Origin of the sequence: Streptomyces sp. NBC_00631, from assembly GCF_045206895.1 — a bacterium.
Lineage (GTDB): Bacteria > Actinomycetota > Actinomycetes > Streptomycetales > Streptomycetaceae > Streptomyces.
In genome coordinates, this window is sequence record NZ_CP107734.1 from 2340390 (window position 1) to 2358335 (window position 17946).

General features: G+C 69.7%; 16 protein-coding genes. 7 read left to right on the plus strand and 9 right to left on the minus strand.

Annotated features, from left to right (window positions below):
- Positions 1–26: 26 nt before the first annotated feature.
- The 3 genes from rpsD to OHB00_RS10710 form a co-directional block, all read right to left on the minus strand.
- On the minus strand, positions 27–641 hold the full coding sequence (rpsD, locus tag OHB00_RS10700; RefSeq protein ID WP_181803162.1) for a 30S ribosomal protein S4: 615 nt from the start codon (positions 639–641) through the stop codon (positions 27–29).
- A 304-nt stretch (positions 642–945) separates the two neighbouring features.
- Positions 946–2301 carry a replication-associated recombination protein A gene (locus tag OHB00_RS10705; RefSeq protein ID WP_406433609.1) on the minus strand — a complete coding sequence of 452 codons (1356 nt, stop codon included), beginning with the start codon at positions 2299–2301 and terminating at the stop codon, positions 946–948.
- A 43-nt stretch (positions 2302–2344) separates the two neighbouring features.
- Positions 2345–3001 (minus strand): vitamin K epoxide reductase family protein, encoded by a 657-nt coding sequence (locus OHB00_RS10710; protein ID WP_406433611.1) that lies wholly within the window; start codon positions 2999–3001, stop codon positions 2345–2347.
- Positions 3002–3147: 146 nt separating this feature from the next.
- Here OHB00_RS10710 and OHB00_RS10715 point away from each other — a divergent pair, with 146 nt between their 5' ends.
- The 4 genes from OHB00_RS10715 to OHB00_RS10730 are packed head-to-tail and all read left to right on the plus strand — an operon-like array spanning position 3148 to position 6669.
- Positions 3148–4014: an ABC transporter ATP-binding protein gene (locus OHB00_RS10715; RefSeq protein WP_406433613.1), complete on the plus strand. Its 867-nt coding sequence runs from the start codon at positions 3148–3150 to the stop codon at positions 4012–4014.
- Positions 4011–4859 (plus strand): ABC transporter permease, encoded by an 849-nt coding sequence (locus OHB00_RS10720; RefSeq protein ID WP_406433615.1) that lies wholly within the window; start codon positions 4011–4013, stop codon positions 4857–4859. Before OHB00_RS10715 ends, OHB00_RS10720 begins: the two co-directional genes overlap by 4 nt.
- Positions 4856–6049: a sensor histidine kinase gene (locus OHB00_RS10725; protein ID WP_406445717.1), complete on the plus strand. Its 1194-nt coding sequence runs from the start codon at positions 4856–4858 to the stop codon at positions 6047–6049. Before OHB00_RS10720 ends, OHB00_RS10725 begins: the two co-directional genes overlap by 4 nt.
- Positions 6046–6669, plus strand: a complete 624-nt coding sequence (locus OHB00_RS10730; RefSeq protein WP_406433617.1) for a response regulator — start codon at positions 6046–6048, stop codon at positions 6667–6669. Before OHB00_RS10725 ends, OHB00_RS10730 begins: the two co-directional genes overlap by 4 nt.
- A 72-nt stretch (positions 6670–6741) precedes the next feature.
- Here the strand turns inward: OHB00_RS10730 and hisS are convergent, their stop codons facing one another.
- Together hisS and OHB00_RS10740 are read right to left on the minus strand one after the other, a co-directional pair.
- Entirely contained in the window at positions 6742–8004 is a 1263-nt protein-coding gene (gene hisS, locus OHB00_RS10735) for a histidine--tRNA ligase (protein WP_406433619.1), read from the minus strand.
- Positions 8005–8017: 13 nt separating this feature from the next.
- On the minus strand, positions 8018–8728 hold the full coding sequence (locus tag OHB00_RS10740) for an MBL fold metallo-hydrolase (protein WP_406433621.1): 711 nt from the start codon (positions 8726–8728) through the stop codon (positions 8018–8020).
- 178 nt (positions 8729–8906) lie between these two features.
- Here OHB00_RS10740 and OHB00_RS10745 point away from each other — a divergent pair, with 178 nt between their 5' ends.
- Entirely contained in the window at positions 8907–9728 is an 822-nt protein-coding gene (locus OHB00_RS10745; protein ID WP_406433623.1) for a peptidylprolyl isomerase, read from the plus strand.
- Between the two features lie 135 nt (positions 9729–9863).
- Positions 9864–11093: a DUF349 domain-containing protein gene (locus OHB00_RS10750; protein WP_406433625.1), complete on the plus strand. Its 1230-nt coding sequence runs from the start codon at positions 9864–9866 to the stop codon at positions 11091–11093.
- A 71-nt stretch (positions 11094–11164) separates the two neighbouring features.
- Here OHB00_RS10750 and relA read toward each other — a convergent pair whose 3' ends face one another.
- The gene (relA, locus tag OHB00_RS10755) at positions 11165–13705 is read right to left on the minus strand and encodes a GTP pyrophosphokinase (protein WP_406433627.1); all 2541 of its coding nucleotides are present in this window, start codon (positions 13703–13705) and stop codon (positions 11165–11167) included.
- Positions 13706–14007: 302 nt separating this feature from the next.
- Between relA and OHB00_RS10760 the strand changes: the two genes are divergently transcribed.
- Positions 14008–14331, plus strand: a complete 324-nt coding sequence (locus tag OHB00_RS10760) for a hypothetical protein (protein ID WP_406433629.1) — start codon at positions 14008–14010, stop codon at positions 14329–14331.
- A 120-nt stretch (positions 14332–14451) separates the two neighbouring features.
- Here the strand turns inward: OHB00_RS10760 and OHB00_RS10765 are convergent, their stop codons facing one another.
- From OHB00_RS10765 to secD, 3 genes are read right to left on the minus strand one after another with little or no spacing between them, the layout of a single operon-like run.
- A complete protein-coding gene (locus OHB00_RS10765; protein WP_406433631.1) occupies positions 14452–14991 on the minus strand; it encodes an adenine phosphoribosyltransferase in 540 nt (179 codons plus the stop codon).
- Positions 14988–16097, minus strand: coding sequence for a protein translocase subunit SecF (gene secF / locus OHB00_RS10770; RefSeq protein WP_406433633.1), 1110 nt, complete (start codon positions 16095–16097; stop codon positions 14988–14990). Before secF ends, OHB00_RS10765 begins: the two co-directional genes overlap by 4 nt.
- A 3-nt stretch (positions 16098–16100) precedes the next feature.
- A complete protein-coding gene (gene secD, locus OHB00_RS10775) occupies positions 16101–17897 on the minus strand; it encodes a protein translocase subunit SecD (protein ID WP_406433635.1) in 1797 nt (598 codons plus the stop codon).
- Positions 17898–17946: the final 49 nt, after the last annotated feature.

Sequence of the window (17946 nt, forward strand, 5' to 3'; positions counted from 1 at the left end):
GCTGAGGTGCTACACCCGGCTGATGATCAGCGGGCGTAGTACTCGACGACGAGCTGCTCGTCGCAGATGACCGGAACTTCCTTGCGGTTCGGCTCGCGGTCCAGGCGGAAGGCCAGGGCGCGGAGGTTCACCTGGAGGTAGCGGGGGGTCTCGCCGTCGGGGGCGAAGCCACCCTCGCGGGCGATCTGGAAGAGCGTCTTGTCCTTCGAGCGGTCGCGGACCTGGATGACGTCGTCCGGACGCACGCGGTAGGACGGCTTGTCGACCTTCTGGCCGTTGACCTGGATGTGGCCGTGGACGACCATCTGGCGGGCCTGGTAGATCGTGCGGGCGATGCCCGAACGCAGGACCAGCGCGTCGAGGCGGCGCTCCAGCTCGACGATCAGGGCCTCACCGGTCTTGCCCTGCACCTTGGAGGCACGCTCGTAGGCGCGGACCAGCTGACGCTCGGAGATGTCGTACTGCGCGCGCAGACGCTGCTTCTCCAGCAGACGGACCTTGTAGTCCGAGTTCTGCTTGCGGCCGCGGCCGTGCTCACCCGGCGGGTAGGGGCGGGCCTCGAAGTACTTGACGGCCTTCGGGGTCAGCGCGATGCCGAGGGCACGCGACTTCTTGACCTTGGGGCGGGACTGGTTCGCCACTGTCTCTTTCTTCCTTCTGGGTTTTCGGCTTGTCAGGGTTGAGGGAGGTCGCAATCCGCAGCCGGGGAAACCCGCCGGGACCCGTTGCCGGGCCTGGTGGGCAGCCGCTCCCCTGGTCTGGGCACATACGTGCAGCACGCGAGTGGCCCACCGACCTCTCCCGCCGTGCGGCGGATGGTGGTGGGCTGCCCGCGACACCGTTCGACGGTGCGCGACGCTCCTGGATCCCCCTGACGGGGGTTCCGGCTGACTGTCCCGCTCTGACAGCGCGGGACTCAGCGCTCCGAGGGATTCTACAGGCTGCTCAGGACCGCCTGCGACCGAGGTGCTTCCTGGTCCACTCGACGGCGTCGGCGTACCGCGCCTCGGAGCCGTGCCGGGTCGGGGTGTAGTACTCGCGGTCCTTGACGGTGTCCGGGGCGTACTGCTGCTCGGCGATGCCCTCCGGCAGGTCGTGCGGGTAGACGTAGCCCTGCGCGTGGCCGAGCTTGGCGGCGCCCTTGTAGTGCCCGTCGCGCAGGTGCGGGGGCACCTGACCGGCCAGGCCCTTGCGGACGTCCTCCAGGGCGGCGCCGATCGCGGTGGTCGCGGAGTTGGACTTGGGGGCCAGGGCGAGGGCGATGGTGGCGTGGCTGAGGGTGAGGGCGGCCTCGGGAAAGCCGATCATGGCGACGGCCTGGGCGGCGGCGACGGCTGTGGGGAGGGCATTGGGGTCGGCGAGCCCGATGTCCTCGCTCGCCGAGATCATCAGGCGGCGGGCGATGAAGCGGGGGTCCTCGCCGGCCTCGATCATGCGGGCCAGGTAGTGCAGGGCCGCGTCGACGTCCGAGCCCCTGATGGACTTGATGAGGGCGCTGGCGACGTCGTAGTGCTGGTCGCCGTCGCGGTCGTACTTGACCGCGGCCCGGTCGACGACCTCCTCCAGGGTCTCCAGACCGATCTCCGTCTCGCCCTTGTCGAGGGCGGCCCCTGCGGCGGCCTCCAGGGCGGTCAGGGCACGGCGGGCGTCGCCGCCGGCGATGCGCAGCAGGTGCTCCTCGGTGTCCTCGGGGAGGGCGACGGCGCTCTTGAGGCCGCGCTCGTCGCCCAGGGCCCGGCGCAGGAGTCCTCTGACGTCGTCGTCGGTGAGCGGTTCGAGGGTGAGGAGGAGGGAGCGGGAGAGGAGCGGGGAGATCACCGAGAAGTACGGGTTCTCGGTGGTCGCGGCGATCAGGGTGACCCAGCGGTTCTCGACGGCCGGGAGCAGGGAGTCCTGCTGGGCCTTGCTGAACCGGTGGATCTCGTCCAGGAAGAGGACGGTCTCCCTGCCGTAGCCCCCGGTGGCGCGGCGGGCGCCGTCGATGACCGCGCGGACCTCCTTGACGCCGGCGGTGATGGCGGAGAGCTCCACGAACCGCTTGTCGGTGGCCTTGGAGACGACGTACGCGAGGGTCGTCTTACCGGTGCCGGGCGGCCCCCAGAGGATCACGGACGACGGTCCGGCCGGGCCGCCGGAACCCTCGCCGACCAGTCTGCGCAGCGGGGATCCCGGCTTCAGCAGGTGCTGCTGGCCCACCACCTCGTCGAGGGTGCGCGGGCGCATCCGCACCGCCAGGGGACTGCCGGTCGGGTCCTTCTCCTGGCGTTCTTCTGCGGCGGCGGTGAACAGGTCGGGTTCCACGCTGAAACCCTAAATGACGGCACTGACAATCCCCTCAGGGCTGTCAGCTGGTCCAGAAGTCCCACCAGCGGGTCAGGATCAGCATGCCGATGATGCCGATGTGCAGGACCGGCACCACCCAGGTGAACTCGCCGAAGAACGACTTCAGCCAGTTCGGGGTGGGCAGGAAACCCTTGCGGATGTTGAACGAGGTCACGTACCAGAACATGGTGATCGTGGCCACCCAGGCCAGCGAGCACCACAGGCACAGCGCGTTGATCCGGTACAGGGACTGGAACTGCAGCCAGGTGACGAAGCCGACACCGAAGAGCGTGCCGAAGTTGAAGGTCAGCCAGTACCAGCGCGGGAAGCGGGCCCGGGCCAGCAGACTCATGCCGACGCAGATGACGATGCCATAGCAGACCAGGCCGAGCATCGGGTTCGGGAAGCCGAAGGCGGCCGCCTGCTTGGACTCCATGACGCTGCCGCAGGAGACGACCGGGTTGAGGCTGCACCCGGGGGTGAACGTCTTGCCTTCGACCTTGGCTTCGAGCAGCTTGAACTTGTCGATCGTGATGACCCACGCGGCCAGCAGACCGGCGGCGCCCGTGATGACCAGCAGCAGCGCGAAGGCGCGACTGCCGCCCTCCGTGCGCGCTGCCGCGGAGGCGTGCTCGGGCTCGGGCTCGGTGGAGACGTCCTTGACTGTCGTCTTGCTCATCACGCCGATTCCGTCTGTTTGAGAGTTGGAACTTCTTCGGGCAGGGGCCATTGTGCCGCACGAGGCGCCCTGTCCACCGTTCGGTGGACATAAGGAAGTACGCACGGTCGTCCCGGAGAGTCAGGTTCCGGCCGATGCTCGGGGTCATGACAGCACACGGATACGAACTCGCGGTGGACGTCCGGGGACTGCGCAAGCGGTACGGCGACGTGACCGCGGTCGACGGCATCGACCTGGGCATCCGGCGGGGCGAGGTGTTCGGCCTGCTGGGACCCAACGGGGCGGGCAAGAGCACGACGGTGGAGATCCTCCAGGGCAACCGCGCCCGGGACGCGGGCGAGGTCTCGGTCCTGGGCGCGGACCCGGCGACGGGCACGCGCGCGTGGAGGTCCCGTGTGGGCATCGTCTGGCAGGACGAATCGGCGCCCGCCGAGTTGACGGTCCGCGAGACCGTGCGGCACTTCGCGCACTACTACCCGAGGCCGCGCGACCCGGAGCAGGTGATCGGTCTGGTCGGTCTGGAGGCCAAGGCGGACAGCCGGATCAAGTCCCTCTCGGGCGGCCAGCGGCGCCGCCTGGACGTGGCGCTCGGCGTGATCGGCGACCCGGAGCTGCTGTTGCTGGACGAGCCGACGACCGGTTTCGACCCGGCGGCCCGGCGCCGGTTCTGGGACCTGATCCGGCTGCTCGCGGACGAGGGCACGACGATCCTGCTCACCACCCACTACCTGGAGGAGGCCGAGGCGCTGGCGGACCGGCTGGCGATCGTCGCCCGGGGCCGGGTGGTCGCCGAGGGCGAGCCGCAGGCGCTGCGGGACCGGTTCGGCACCGGCGCCACCGTCGAGTGGACCGAACCCGACGGCGCGGCGCGGTCGGAGCACACCGAGACACCGACCAGGACGGTCGCCGAGCTGATGCGCCGCTTCGACGGCGAGATACCGGGGCTGCGAGTGAACCGCCCCACCCTGGAGGACGTCTACCTCCGCCTGACCGGACAGGAGACCACACGATGACCACGACGACCGCCGGGTCCGTGCGGGCCCGCGGCAAGGAAGGGCGCCTGCCCGGCGCCTGGACCCTGGGCCTGCGCCGGGGCGCCCTGGAGATCAGGCAGTTCTTCCGCCAGCGCGACCAGGTGGTCTTCACCTTCGCCTTCCCGGTCGTCTTCCTCTTCCTGTTCGCGTCGATCTTCCACGACGACGTCCGGGGCAGCGGTGTCACCGCCTCGCAGCTCTACGTGCCCGCCATGATGGCCTCCGGGATCATGTCCACCAGCTTCCAGTCGCTGGGCATCTCGATCGCGGTGGAACGCGACGAGAAGGTGCTGCGCCGGCTGCGCGGCACGCCGATGCCGCCGTCCGCGTACTTCCTGGGCAAGATCTGGCTCGTTCTCTTCACGGGCGTGCTGGAGACAGCGATCCTGCTCGCCGTCGGCACGACCCTCTACGACGTCTCACTCCCGTCGGACGCCGGGCGCTGGCTGGACTTCGCGTGGATCTTCGTGCTGGGGCTGACCGGGTGCGCGCTGCTCGGCATCGCGATCAGCTCGGTGCCGAAGTCGGCGAAGAGCGCCAGCTCGGTCGTCGTACTCCCCTTCCTGGTCCTGCAGTTCATCTCCGGGGTCTACATCTCGGTGGACACGATCCCCGGCTGGATGCTGGACGTCGGCGCCCTGTTCCCGCTGAAGTGGCTGTGCCAGGGGCTGCGCGGGGTGTTCCTGCCGGACTCGGCGAAGGTCCTGGAGCAGGCGGGTGACTGGGAGTTCGGGCGGATCGCCCTGGTGCTGGCCGCCTGGTGCGTCGGAGGATTGGCGCTGTGTCTGCTGACCTTCCGGTGGAAGAACCGGCGCGACGGATGAGCGGCCGGGGCGCGGCGCGCGACGCGCACGCCTGGGACCGCACGATCCGGCTCTGGGACGGGTACTTCGCGGTCGCGTGGGCGGCGACCCTCGCCTTCGTGCTCGGTGCGGAGCACCTGCGGTGGCCGGAGCGGCTGGCCGCGGTGCTGCTGGTGCCGCTGGTGCCCTGGTACGCGATGGTCGGGCGGGCGCTGATCCAGCAGGAGGCACCGGACGAGCGGCCGGGGGTGCGCTATCTCGTCGGGGCGATGGTGCTGTTCCTGCCGTCCGCGGTGCTGGTCCCCGAGGCCCGGCTGATGTCGTTCGCGCTGGTCCCCCAGTGCTTCATGACCCTGCGCAGGCGCCGGGCGCTGGTCGCGGTCACCGTGATCAACCTGGCTCCGGTGGCGGGCTGGGCGGTGCTGTGGCGGCCGACGCTCCCCGACCTGTTCGCCAACTCCCTGACCTCCCTCGTGAGTCTGGTCTTCTCGGTCGTGATCGGCAGCTGGATCATCCGCATCATCGAGCAGAGCGAGGAACGGGCCGAGCTGATCGCGGAGCTGGACGCCAGCCGGCACGAGATCTCCCGGCTCTCGGCGGCGCACGGCGCGCTCACGGAGCGGGAGCGGATGGCACGCGAGATCCACGACACCCTCGCCCAGGGGTTCACCAGCCTGCTGATGCTGATCCAGGCGGTGGAGGCGGAGCTCGACCACGACCTGCCGCAGGCCCGCCGCCACCTGGCACTGATGGACGAGACGGCCCGGCAGAACCTCGCCGAGGCCCGTGCGCTCGTCGCCGGCGGCACCCCCGCCGATCTGGACGGCGCCTCGCTGCCGGACGCGCTGCGCCGGCTGGTGGACCGGCACGGGGCGGCCGGCCTGGACGTGACCGGCCCGGTACGGCCGCTGCCCGCCGGGGCGGAGGTGGTCGCCCTCCGCTCGTGCCAGGAGGCCCTGACCAACGCCCGTAAGCACGCGGGGGGTTCGGTCTCGGTGGGCATCCGGCTGTGCTACGACGCCGACGGCCTCACCGTCGCCGTCCACGACGACGGCCGCGGGTTCGACCCGGCGGCCGTGTGTTCCGGCTACGGCCTGGCGGGGCTGCGGGCCCGGGCGGCCGAGGCGGGCGGGACGGCCACCGTGCGCAGCGCGCCGGGGGCCGGTACGACGGTGACGGTACGACTCCCCGTGGGAGGTGATCCGCGGTGATCCGGATCGTGCTCGCCGACGACCATCCCGTCGTCCGCGAGGGGTTGCGCGCGATGCTGAGCGCCGAGCCGGACCTGGAGGTGGTGGCCGACGCGTCCGACGGGCCGCAGGCGGAGGCGCTGGCGGCGCAACTCCGCCCCGACATCGTGCTGATGGACCTCCGGATGCCGGGCGGCGGGGGCGTCGACTCGATCGTCCGCATGGCCGAGGCCGGACTGCGCTGCCGGGTGGTGGTGCTGACGACGTACGAGAACGACCGGGACATCCTGCGGGCGGTGGAGGCGGGCGCGGCGGGCTACCTGCTGAAGGATCTGCCCCGTGGCGAACTGGCGGACGCCGTGAGGGCCGCTGCGCGGGGCGAGACCGTGCTGGCGCCGTCGGTGGCGGCGAGACTGGTGGACCAGCTCCGGGTCCGGCCGGAGCGGCCGAGGTTGTCGGAGCGAGAGGTGGCGGTACTGCGCCTGGTGGCGGAGGGGTGCACGAATGCGGAGATCGGGCGCCGGCTCTTCATCGGCGAATCGACGGTGAAGACCCACCTGCTGCGGGCGTTCGCCAAGCTCGGCGTGGACGACCGGACGGCCGCGGTCACGTCCGCGATGAGGCTGGGGCTGCTGGACTGACGCCTCGCCCACCCGACCAAGACGGGTGGGGGCGGCGGGGGCGATGAACCCCCGCCGCCCCTCGGCAGCGCCTCAGCCCAGGCGGGACTCCAGCTCCGCCACGATCTCGTTCACGCCCACCGCGGTCTGCTCACCGGACTCCATGTCCTTGAGCTGGACGACGCCCTCGGCGAGGTCCCGCTCGCCGGCGACGATCGCGTAGCGGGCGCCGCTGCGGTTGGCGTTCTTCATGGCGCCCTTGAGCCCCTTGGAGCCGTAGGAGAAGTCCGCCGCGACGCCCACCCGGCGCAGCTCGGTGACCTTCGCGAAGAGCACGCGACGCGCCTCCTCGCCGAGCGGCACGGCGAAGACGCTGGTCGCGGACGGGATGTCGAGTTCGACGCCCTCCGCCTCCAGGGCCAGCACCGTGCGGTCGACACCCAGCGCCCAGCCGACGGACGGGAGCGCGGGGCCGCCGATCATCTCGGAGAGGCCGTCGTAGCGGCCGCCGCCGCCCACCGCGGACTGGGAGCCCAGGCCGTCGTGGACGAACTCGAACGTGGTGCGGGTGTAGTAGTCGAGGCCGCGGACCAGCTTCGGGTCGTCCTCGAAGGTGACGCCCGCGGCCGTCACCAGCTCGCGGACCTCCTCGTGGTACGCCTTGCAGGCGTCACAGAGGTAGTCACGGAGGAGGGGCGCGTCGCCCAGCTGCTTCTGGACCGACTCGCGCTTGTCGTCCAGGACACGGAGGGGGTTGATCTCGGCCCGGCGCAGGGTGTCCTCGTCCAGGTCCAGGCCGCGCAGGAAGTCCTGGAGCGCGGCGCGGTACACCGGGCGGCACTCCTTGTCGCCCAGGCTGTTGAGCAGGATGCGGAAGTTGCTCAGGCCCAGCGAGCGGTACGCCTGGTCGGCCAGGATGATCAGCTCGGCGTCCAGCGCCGGGTCCTCCGCACCGATCGCCTCGGCACCGACCTGGGAGAAGTGCCGGTAACGGCCCGCCTGCGGCTGCTCGTACCGGTAGTACGAGCCGGAGTACCAGAGCTTGACCGGGAGGTTGCCCTGCCGGTGCAGGTTCGCCTCAAGAGCGGCGCGCAGGACCGAGGCGGTGCCCTCCGGCCGCAGGGCCAGCCTGTCTCCGCCCTTGGTCTCGAAGGCGTACATCTCCTTGGTCACGATGTCGGTCGACTCTCCGACACCGCGTGCGAAGAGCTCGACGTTCTCGAAGCCGGGCGTCTCGATGTAGCCGTAGCCGGAGTTCCGCAACGGTCCGGCGATCGCCTCGCGCACCGCGAGGAACTTCGCGGAACGGGGCGGGATCAGGTCGTACGTGCCCTTGGGGGCCTGAAAGGTGCTCACGGAAGGTCTCTCGTCACATTCCTCGTCGGGGAGCCTCGGGCGCTCCCTGGCCGTCGGCGGCCACCTGCCGCAGATAGGGGTTGGTGGCGCGCTCCTGGCCGATGGTCGTCTGGGGGCCGTGGCCGGAGAGCACCACGGTGGAGTCGTCGAGCGGCAGGCAGACACGGGCCAGCGAGGCCAGCATGTCGTCCATGGAGCCACCCGGCAGGTCCGTGCGTCCGATGGAGCCGGCGAAGAGCAGATCGCCCGAGAAGAAGACCGAGGGAATCTCGGCCGTCCGAGGCATCTGGAAGGTCACCGACCCCTTGGTATGGCCCGGCGCGTGCGCGACGGAGAATTCGAGCCCGGCGAGCGCGAGCTTCGAGCCGTCGGTCAGCTCGCGCACCTCGTCCGGCTCCCCCACCGTCAGCTCGCCCAGCAGCGGCATGCCGATGGACCGGCCGATGCCCTTTCCGGGGTCGTTCATCATGTACCGGTCCTCGGGGTGGATCCAGGCCGGTACGTCATGCGCTCCGCACACGAAGACGACCGAGGCCACGTGGTCGATGTGGCCGTGGGTGAGGACGACGGCGACGGGCTTGAGCCGATGCTTCTTCAGTGCTTCCTCGACGCCTTCGGCGGCCTGGTGGCCGGGGTCGATGATCACGCACTCCTCACCGGCGGCGGGGGCGACGAGATAACAGTTCGTCCCCCAGGCCCCGGCGGGGAACCCGGCAATGAGCACGATCGTCCTTCGTTGTGTCGATTCGGGTGGCTACAAGCTGTGGTCCAGAGCCTACCGGCGCTGCCGTTTCCTCAGCGAACCCATATACGGTACGGGGCTACACGCAGCGGTCGGCTCACACAGCGCACAGGACGCACGCGTACCGGTCGGCACACGACACGCATGAGGAGAGAACCCGGTGGTCAGCCAGGAGCAGCGGCGGCGTCAGCTCGCCCGGGAGAAGTTCTTGCGGCAGCAGCAGCGGCGTACCAGCGCACGGCGCAAGGCACGCATGCGCAACTCCGTGATCGCATCAGTGCTCGGCGTGATCGTGATCGGCAGCGTCGCGCTGTACACGACCGGCGTGCTGAAGAACGACGACAAGGCGAACGCCGGCTCGGAGACGACGCCCAGCGCCTCGCCCAGCGCCAGCAAGGCGCCGGACCCGTGTGAGAAGGCCGCCGCCGGCTCGGTGAAGAAGATGAGCTGGAAGAAGGAGCCGGCGATGACGATCGACACGTCGGCGAAGTACACGATGACGCTGTCGACGACCTGCGGTGACATCGGCATCGCGCTGAAGACGTCGGCGGCCCCGCACACCGTGAACTCGTTCGACTTCCTCGCGTCGAAGGGCTACTTCGACCACAGCAAGTGCCACCGGCTCACCACCAACGGCATCTACGTGCTGCAGTGCGGCGACCCGACGGGGACCGGAAGCGGCGGCCCCGGGTACACGATTCCTGACGAGAACCTGAAGGACAAAAGCCTGAAGGGCGGTGTCTACCCGGCGGGTACGGTCGCGATGGCCAACACGGGCCAGAAGCACACCGGTGGCAGCCAGTTCTTCCTGGTCTACCAGGACAGCCAGTTGCCGGCCAGCTACACCCCGTTCGGCACGGTCGACGCGGCCGGACTGAAGATCCTCAAGAAGATCGCCGCCGCGGGTGAGAGCACCGGCCAGGGTGACGGAGCCCCCAACGCGACGGTCGTGATCAACAAGGCCACGGTCGCCAAATCCTGACCACCAACTGCGAAATTTCGGTCGCGCGGGATGCGGACAGGCAACCCGCCGGTCGCCTATGTTGGCCGTGACGAAACTGTGGACGATGCCCGGGGGCGCTGAGGCCCCTCGCGGGCATCATGTGGAGGAGGCGCTGTGAGCAGCGACCCGTGGGGCCGCGTCGACGAGACGGGGACCGTGTACGTGCGTACGGCCGACGGCGAGCAGGTCGTCGGTTCCTGGCAGGCCGGCTCCCCTGAGGAGGCGCTGGCCTACTTCGAGCGCAAGTACGAGGGCCTGGTTGTCGAGATCGGCCTCCTCGAAAAGCGAGTACAGACCACCGACCTGTCCGCGAAGGACGCCCAGGCCGCCATCGACCACCTGCGCGAGCAGGTGGAGGCGCACCACGCGGTCGGTGATCTGGAGGCACTGCGCACCCGGCTCGGCGACCTGGTGAAGACCGTGGAGTCGCGCCGCGAGGAGCGCCGGGCGCAGCGCGCCAAGCAGTCCGACGAGGCCCGTCAGGCCAAGGAGGACCTGGTCGTCGAGGCGGAGCAGCTGGCCCAGTCCGACCAGTGGCGGGCGGCCGGTGAGCGGCTGCGGTCCCTGGTGGACACCTGGAAGGGCCTGCCGCGGCTCGACCGCAAGTCGGACGACGAGCTGTGGCACCGCTTCTCGCACGCCCGGTCGGCGTTCTCCAAGCGCCGCAAGGCGCACTTCGCGCAGCTCGACGCCCAGCGCGAGGACGCCCGCAAGGCCAAGGAGAAGCTGGTCGCCGAGGCCGAGTCGCTGTCGGACTCGACGGACTGGGGTCCGACGGCCGCGCGCTACCGCGAGCTGATGGCCGAGTGGAAGGCCGCCGGCCGCGCCCAGCGCGAGCACGAGGACGACCTGTGGAACCGCTTCCGCGGCGCCCAGGACGTGTTCTTCGCGGCGCGCGGGTCCGCCTTCGCCGAGCGGGACGCGGAGCAGACCGAGAACCTGAAGCTGAAGGAGGAGCTGGCGGCCGAGGCCGAGAAGCTCCTGCCGATCAGCGACCTGAAGGCAGCGCGGTCCGCCTTCCGTTCGATCAACGAGCGGTGGGAGGCCATCGGCCACGTGCCGCGCGATGCGCGTCCGAAGGTCGAGGGCCGGATGCACACCGTCGACCGGGCCATCCAGGAGGCCGAGGAGACCGAGTGGCGCCGGACCAACCCGGAGGCGCGCGCGCGTGCCGCGGGTCTGACCGGCCAGCTGCAGGCCGCGGTGGACAAGCTGAGGACGCAGATCGAACAGGCCCGCGCCCAGGGCAACACGTCGAAGGCGGAGAAGCTGGAGCGCGAGCTGGAGGGCCGGCAGGCGCTCCTGGACCAGGCTCTGAAGGGCCTGCAGGAGTTCGGCGGCTAGGCCTCCCACCGACACCGAGAGGGGCCCCGTACGCGACGTACGGGGCCCCTCTCGTCGTATCTCGCGGCCTTCTAGGACCGGTTGCGCGCCGAGGTGACCCGGTAGACGTCGTACACGCCCTCCACGCCCCGTACGGCCTTCAGGACGTGGCCCAGGTGCTTGGGGTCGCCCATCTCGAAGGTGAAGCGGGAGGTGGCCACCCGGTCCCGGGAGGTCTGGACGGCCGCGGAGAGGATGTTGACGTGCTGGTCGGACAGGACGCGGGTGACGTCCGAGAGCAGCCGGGAGCGGTCCAGGGCCTCGACCTGGATGGCCACCAGGAAGACCGAGGACTGGGTGGGCGCCCACTCGACGTCGAGGATGCGCTCGGGTTCGCGGGACAGTGACTCGACGTTGACGCAGTCGCTGCGGTGAACCGATACACCGCTACCGCGCGTGACGAAGCCGATGATCGGGTCACCGGGCACGGGCGTGCAGCAGCGGGCCAGCTTGACCCAGACGTCGTCGACGCCCTTCACGACCACACCGGGGTCCTGGTTGCTGCGCCGCTTGCGGCCGCGGGTGCGGGACGGCGGGACCGCCTCGTCGATCTCCTCGGTGGCCGCCTCCTCGCCGCCGAGCGCCTGCACCAGCTTCTGGACGACGTTCTGCGCGGCCACATGGCCCTCGCCGATCGCCGCGTACAGCGAGGAGATGTCCGGGTAGCGCATCTCGTGCGCCAGCGTGACCAGCGAGTCGCCGGTGAGGATGCGCTGGATCGGCAGGTTCTGCTTGCGCATCGCGCGGACGATGGCGTCCTTGCCCTGCTCGATCGCCTCGTCCCGGCGCTCCTTGGAGAACCAGCCCCGGATCTTGTTGCGGGCGCGCGGGGACTTGACGAAGCCGAGCCAGTCGCGGGAGGGTCCGGCGCCGGTCGCCTTGGAGGTGAAGACCTCGACGAGGTCGCCGTTGTCCAGGGTCGATTCGAGCGGCACGAGACGGCCGTTGACCCTGGCGCCTATCGTCCGGTGACCGACCTCGGTGTGGACCGCGTACGCGAAGTCGACGGGGGTGGCCCCCGCCGGGAGCGCTATGACGTCGCCCTTGGGCGTGAAGACGAAGACCTCGTTGCGGGACAGGTCGAAGCGCAGGGACTCCAGGAACTCACTGGGGTCCTCGGTCTCCTTCTGCCAGTCCAGCAACTGGCGCAGCCACGCCATGTCGTTGAGGTGGTCGTCCTTGCCCTTGCCGGACGACTTCGGCACGTCGGTGCGGACCTTGGAGGCGCCGGCGACGGCCTCCTGCTTGTACTTCCAGTGCGCGGCGATGCCGTACTCGGCGCGGCGGTGCATGTCGAAGGTACGGATCTGGAGTTCGACCGGCTTGCCGTTGGGGCCGATGACCGTCGTGTGCAGCGACTGGTACATGTTGAACTTGGGCATCGCGATGTAGTCCTTGAACCGCCCCGGAACCGGGTTCCAGCGGGCGTGGACGGTGCCCAGGGCCGCGTAGCAGTCGCGGACGGTGTCCACCAGGACGCGGATGCCCACCAGGTCGTAGATCTCCGCGAAGTCCCGGCCGCGGACGATCATCTTCTGGTAGACGCTGTAGTAGTGCTTCGGGCGGCCGGTGACGGTCGCCTTGATGCGGGCGGCGCGCAGGTCGGACTGGACCTCGTCGGTCACTATGGCGAGGTACTCGTCGCGCTTGGGGGCGCGTTCGGCGACCAGCCGGACGATCTCGTCGTACATCTTGGGGTAGAGGATCGCGAAGGCGAGGTCCTCCAGTTCCCACTTGATGGTGTTCATGCCCAGCCGGTGAGCGAGCGGCGCGTAGATTTCGAGCGTCTCGCGCGCCTTCTTCTCCTGCTTCTCGCGCTTGAGGTAGCGCATGGTGCGCATGTTGTGCAGGCGGTCGGCGAGCTTGATGACCAGGACGCGCGGGTCCTTGGCCATGGCGACGACCATCTTGCGCACGGTCTCGGCCTGCGCGGCCTCGCCGAACTTGACCTTGTCCAGCTTGGTCACGCCGTCGACGAGCAGCGCGACCACGTCACCGAAGTCGCGGCGCAGGTCCTCCAGGCCGTACTCGGTGTCCTCGACGGTGTCGTGCAGGAGGCCCGCCATCAGGGTCGCCGGGTCCATGCCCAGCTCGGCGAGGATGGTGGTCACCGCGAGGGGATGCGTGATGTACGGGTCGCCGCTCTTGCGCTTCTGGCCGCGGTGCCAGCGCTCGGCGACCTGGTAGGCGCGCTCGATCTGGCGCAGGGTGGCGTTCTCGATCTTGGGGTCGTTGCTGCGGACTATGCGCAGCAGCGGCTCCAGCACCGGGTTGTACGGGTTGGCGCGCTGCACACCGAGGCGGGCGAGGCGGGCGCGGACGCGGTTGGAGGAGCCCGAGCGGGCGGCCTGGCCGGCGGTGGGACGGACCACGGGGGCCGGCGCGGGGCGCTCGGGCGGGGCCGGCTTGGGACGCGACTGCTCGGCCGACTTGTCGGCGGGCGCGGACTGGGCGTGCTCGACCGGCCCGCGGGCGTCGTTCTTCGCGTGCGGCGCGCTCGGCGCGGGCTTGGCCACGGCCGCCGAGGCGGACTCGGGCTTGGCGGCGGTCAGGTGCTGGGCCTCGTCTGGCAAGAGGACTCCTCGTGCGCGATCCGGGTCCCCCAGTCAGGCCCCGGACAACCATGGTAGCGATCCGGCCGCCGCCGAACGTGCGGAGCCCGTCCGAACGGCCGCCCGGGCGGGAATCCACGGAACCCGATCGACCGTATGTGAAATTTGCTCTTTTCCCAAGAAGTCGCCAGTTGAACTGGATCGATAAACCGAGATCATTAATTCCGTTGACTCGAAGATCAGGGGCCACATAAGATCAACTTCGACCAGAAGCGGAAGTACTGACCAATTTCCGCTTCAAAGAAAAAGAAACGGGACAGAGCATGAAGATACTCGGAAAGACAATGGCTGCGGCGGCCCTGGCGGTGGGCCTGAGTGCGGCTTTCGCGCTTCCGGCGCAGGCGGCGACCGCGGCCCCGATGTCCACCCACCGAGGCAGCGTGACGTGCTTCAACTGGTCCTGGGCCGACGGGACCAGCACGACCACCATCTACTACCACAACACCTGCAGCACGACTCAGCACCTGTGCGTGTGGTGGAAGGACGGCCAGGAGAACAACCTGCACCGCATCACCGCCGCGGGCGATGAGAAGGGTCACCTCAAGGAGCCCGGCACCATCCTTTCCCAGGACATCGAGAACTGCTGATCGCTGCTTTTGCTGATGTGACATTCAGCCGCACGGCATAAACGAGCACGGAGCAGAACGACGCAGCCCCGAGTGCGCGATAAAAGCGCACTCGGGGCTGCGTCGTTCCGGAAGTTCCGCTCAGACGGCGAGCAGGGCCTCCAGAGGGGCGCCCTTGAGGGCCGGTTCCAGGCGGCCGCGGCCGCCCAGGAAGCCCAGTTCCATGAGGACGGCGAGGCCCGCGACCTCGGCGCCCGCCCGGCGGATGAGCTGGAGGGAGGCCTCCGCGGTACCGCCGGTGGCCAGGACGTCGTCGACGACCAGGACGCGGTCGGCCGCGGACAGGTCCTCGGCGTGCACCTCGATCTCGGCGGAGCCGTACTCCAGCTCGTAGGCCTGGCGGAGGGTGGCTCCGGGGAGCTTGCCCGCCTTGCGGACCGGGATGAAGCCCAGGCCGGCGCGGACGGCGACCGGGGCGCCCAGGATGAAGCCCCGGGCCTCCAGGCCGACCACCTTGGTGGCACCGGTGTTGACGGCGATCTCCGCGAGCGCGTCGGTGAGCGCGGTGAACGCGACCGGGTCCGCCAGGAGCGGGGTGATGTCCTTGAACATCACGCCCTGCTCCGGATAGTCCTCGACGTCCCGTATACGGCTGAGCAGCAGTTCCTTGATGTCGGTCACCGGCGCTTCCCCGACGGCCGGCCGCGACCGCCCCGGTTACGGGACGCGGGCTGGTTGCGCGGGCCGACGACGGCCGGAGCGGCGTCCTCGGGGTCCTCGGAGCCACCGACCCGGGCCTCGGCCATCTCCTCCTCGGCGGCGGTCTGGGCACGCTTGGCGAGGACGCGCTTCTTCAGCGCCTTCATCTGCGGCTCGGCCTCCTTGAGGTCGGCGACGAGCGGCGTCGCGATGAAGATCGAGGAGTAGGCACCGGCGGCGAGACCGACGAACAGCGACAGCGAGATGTCGTTGAGCGTGCCCGCGCCGAGGAAGCCGCCACCGATGAACAGCAGACCCGCGACCGGCAGCAGCGCCACGACCGTGGTGTTGATCGAACGGACCAGGGTGCCGTTGATCGAGTGGTTGGCGATGTCGCTGTAGGTGAAGCGGGTCTGCTTGGTGATGTCCTTCGTCTGCTCCTTGAGGCTGTCGAAGACGACGACCGTGTCGTAGAGCGAGTAACCGAGGATCGTCAGCAGACCGATGACCGTACCGGGCGTGACCTCGAAACCGACCAGTGCGTAGATACCGGTCGTGATGGTGATGTCGTGGATCAGCGCGACCAGGGCCGCGAGCGCCATCCGCCACTCGAAGGCGATCGCCAGGTAGATCACCACGAGGACCATGAAGATGCCGAGGCCCTCCCAGGCCTTGTTGGCGATCTCGTCACCCCAGCTCGGGCCGACCAGGTCGGAGTTGATGGACTCGGGGTCCACCTTCATGTCCTTGGCCAGCTTGGCCTTGGTCGCGTCCGACTTCTCGGTGTCCATGCCGGCGATCTGGATGCGCAGACCGCCCGTGCCGAGCTTCTGCACGACCGCGTCGTGGCCCGAGGCGTCCTTCGCGTAGGTCTCCGCCTGGGCCACCGAGACGCTGGTCTTGGAGGTGGTGAAGACGGCGCCGCCCTGGAAGTCGATGCCCATGTTCAGGCCGCGCACCGCCAGGCCGACGATGGCCGTGATGGTGATCAGGATGGAGACGCCGTACCAGATCTTGCGCTTGCCGACGAAGTCGTAGCTGATCTCGCCGCGGTGGAGTCGGGCGCCGAGGTTGCCGAGTTTCGACATCGCTCACGCTTCCTTCGGGTCGACAGGGCCGGCGGCGGGGCCGGCGGGACGGCGGGTACGGCGCAGCGGGGCCTTGGCGCCCAGACCCTTCGGGTCGAGGCCGGACCACTTGTGGCCGCTCGCGAAGAACTTACGCCGGGCGAGGAGCGTCATCAGAGGCTTGGTGAAGAAGAAGACGACGACCACGTCGAGCACGGTGGTCAGACCGAGGGTGAACGCGAAGCCCTGGACCTTGCCGACGGTCACGATGAACAGCACGGCGGCGGCCAGGAACGACACGAAGTCGGAGACCAGGATGGTGCGCCGGGCGCGCGGCCAGGCCCGCTCGACGGCGGGACGCAGCGTGCGGCCCTCGCGGATCTCGTCCCGGATGCGTTCGAAGAACACGATGAACGAGTCCGCCGTGATGCCGATCGCGACGATCGCACCGCAGACGGCCGGCAGGTTCAGCGCGAAGTGGATCGTGGGGCCGAGCAGCGACATGATCGTGTAGGTGAGGATCGCGGACACCAGCAGCGAGGGGATCGCGACGAGCGACAGACCGCGGTAGAAGGCCACCAGGTAGATGATGACCAGCGCGAGACCGATGGCACCTGCCAGCAGACCGGCGTGCAGCTGCTGGCCGCCGAGAGCGGCGGTGACGGTGGTGACGCTCTCCGTCCTGAAGGAGAGCGGGAGCGCGCCGTAGGACAGCATGTTGGAGAGGCTCTGGGCCTCTTCCTGGGTGAAGCTGCCGGAGATCTCCGCCTGGCCGCCGGTGATCGACTGGCTCACGGTCGGGCTGGAGACGACCTCGCCGTCGAGGACGATGCCGAACTCGTTCGTCGGCTGGGAGGTGTTCTTGGCGAGCTCGGCGGTGACGTCCGCGAACTTCTTGGCTCCGCTGCCGGTGAAGGACATCTGGACCTGCCAGCCGGCGGCGCTCTGCGTGTCGTAGACGGCCTGGGCCTTCTTGACATCGGTGCCGTCGACGCGGGCCGGGCCGAGCACGTACTTGTACCAGACACCGGAGATCTGGCCGCAGGCCACGGTGGTGTCGGTCGGCTTGGCGTTCTTGCCGGCGGTGGCGCGCTGTGTGGCCTTGGAGCAGTCCAGAGCGGTGTACTGGGCCTCCAGCTTCGAGGCCGCGGCGGAGGCGCTCGCGTCGGCCGAGGAGGTGGCGGAGGGGCTCGCCGACGAGGAGGCGGACGCCGAGGAGGAGGGCGTGGAACCGGCCTTCAGGGCGTCGGTGACCGCACGGCCCTGCGAGGTGGCCGAGGACGACGGCGAGGCGGAGGACGACCCGGTCGCCTTCTCGGACGCCGACGCGCTGCTCGACGGGGAGGCGCTCGGGGAGGCGCTGGAGCTGCCGCCGGCGGACGCGCTCGGGGAGGCGGTCGCCGCGGTGCCGGCGCTGGCCTCCTGGGCCAGGACCGGGCGGAAGTACAGCTTCGCGGTGGTGCCGACCTGCTGGCGGGCCTCTGCGGAGTTGGTGCCCTTGGGGATGTTGACGATGATGTTGCTGGTGCCCTGGGTCTGGACCTCCGTTTCCGACACGCCCAGACCGTTGACACGGCGGTTCATGATCTCGACCGCGGTGTTCATGTTGGTCTTGTTGATCGCGTTGGGCTGGCCCGGCTCGTTCTTCGCCTGCAGCGTGATGCTCGTACCACCGGCCAGGTCGATACCGAGACGCGGAGTGGTGTCTCCGGAGGCGAACATTCCGCCGGTGAGCGCCACGATGGCGATCAGGATGAGGGCCAGCGAGCGCCCTGGCTTGCTCTGGGCGCTCGCGCTCCGGCCCCTCTTAGGTGCTGCCACCTTCTTGTACTCCCTCTCGGGCCGCCGCACGCCTGGTCGGTGCGGTCGG

Coding starts and splice junctions, on each gene's coding strand:
- OHB00_RS10725 (WP_406445717.1), top strand. CDS start 4,856: ATGAGCGGCCGGGGCGCGGCGCGCGACGCGCACGCCTGGGACCGCACG.
- secF (WP_406433633.1), bottom strand. CDS start 16,097: ATGTCGAAACTCGGCAACCTCGGCGCCCGACTCCACCGCGGCGAGATC.
- OHB00_RS10715 (WP_406433613.1), top strand. CDS start 3,148: ATGACAGCACACGGATACGAACTCGCGGTGGACGTCCGGGGACTGCGC.
- OHB00_RS10720 (WP_406433615.1), top strand. CDS start 4,011: ATGACCACGACGACCGCCGGGTCCGTGCGGGCCCGCGGCAAGGAAGGG.
- OHB00_RS10710 (WP_406433611.1), bottom strand. CDS start 3,001: ATGAGCAAGACGACAGTCAAGGACGTCTCCACCGAGCCCGAGCCCGAG.
- OHB00_RS10760 (WP_406433629.1), top strand. CDS start 14,008: ATGAAGATACTCGGAAAGACAATGGCTGCGGCGGCCCTGGCGGTGGGC.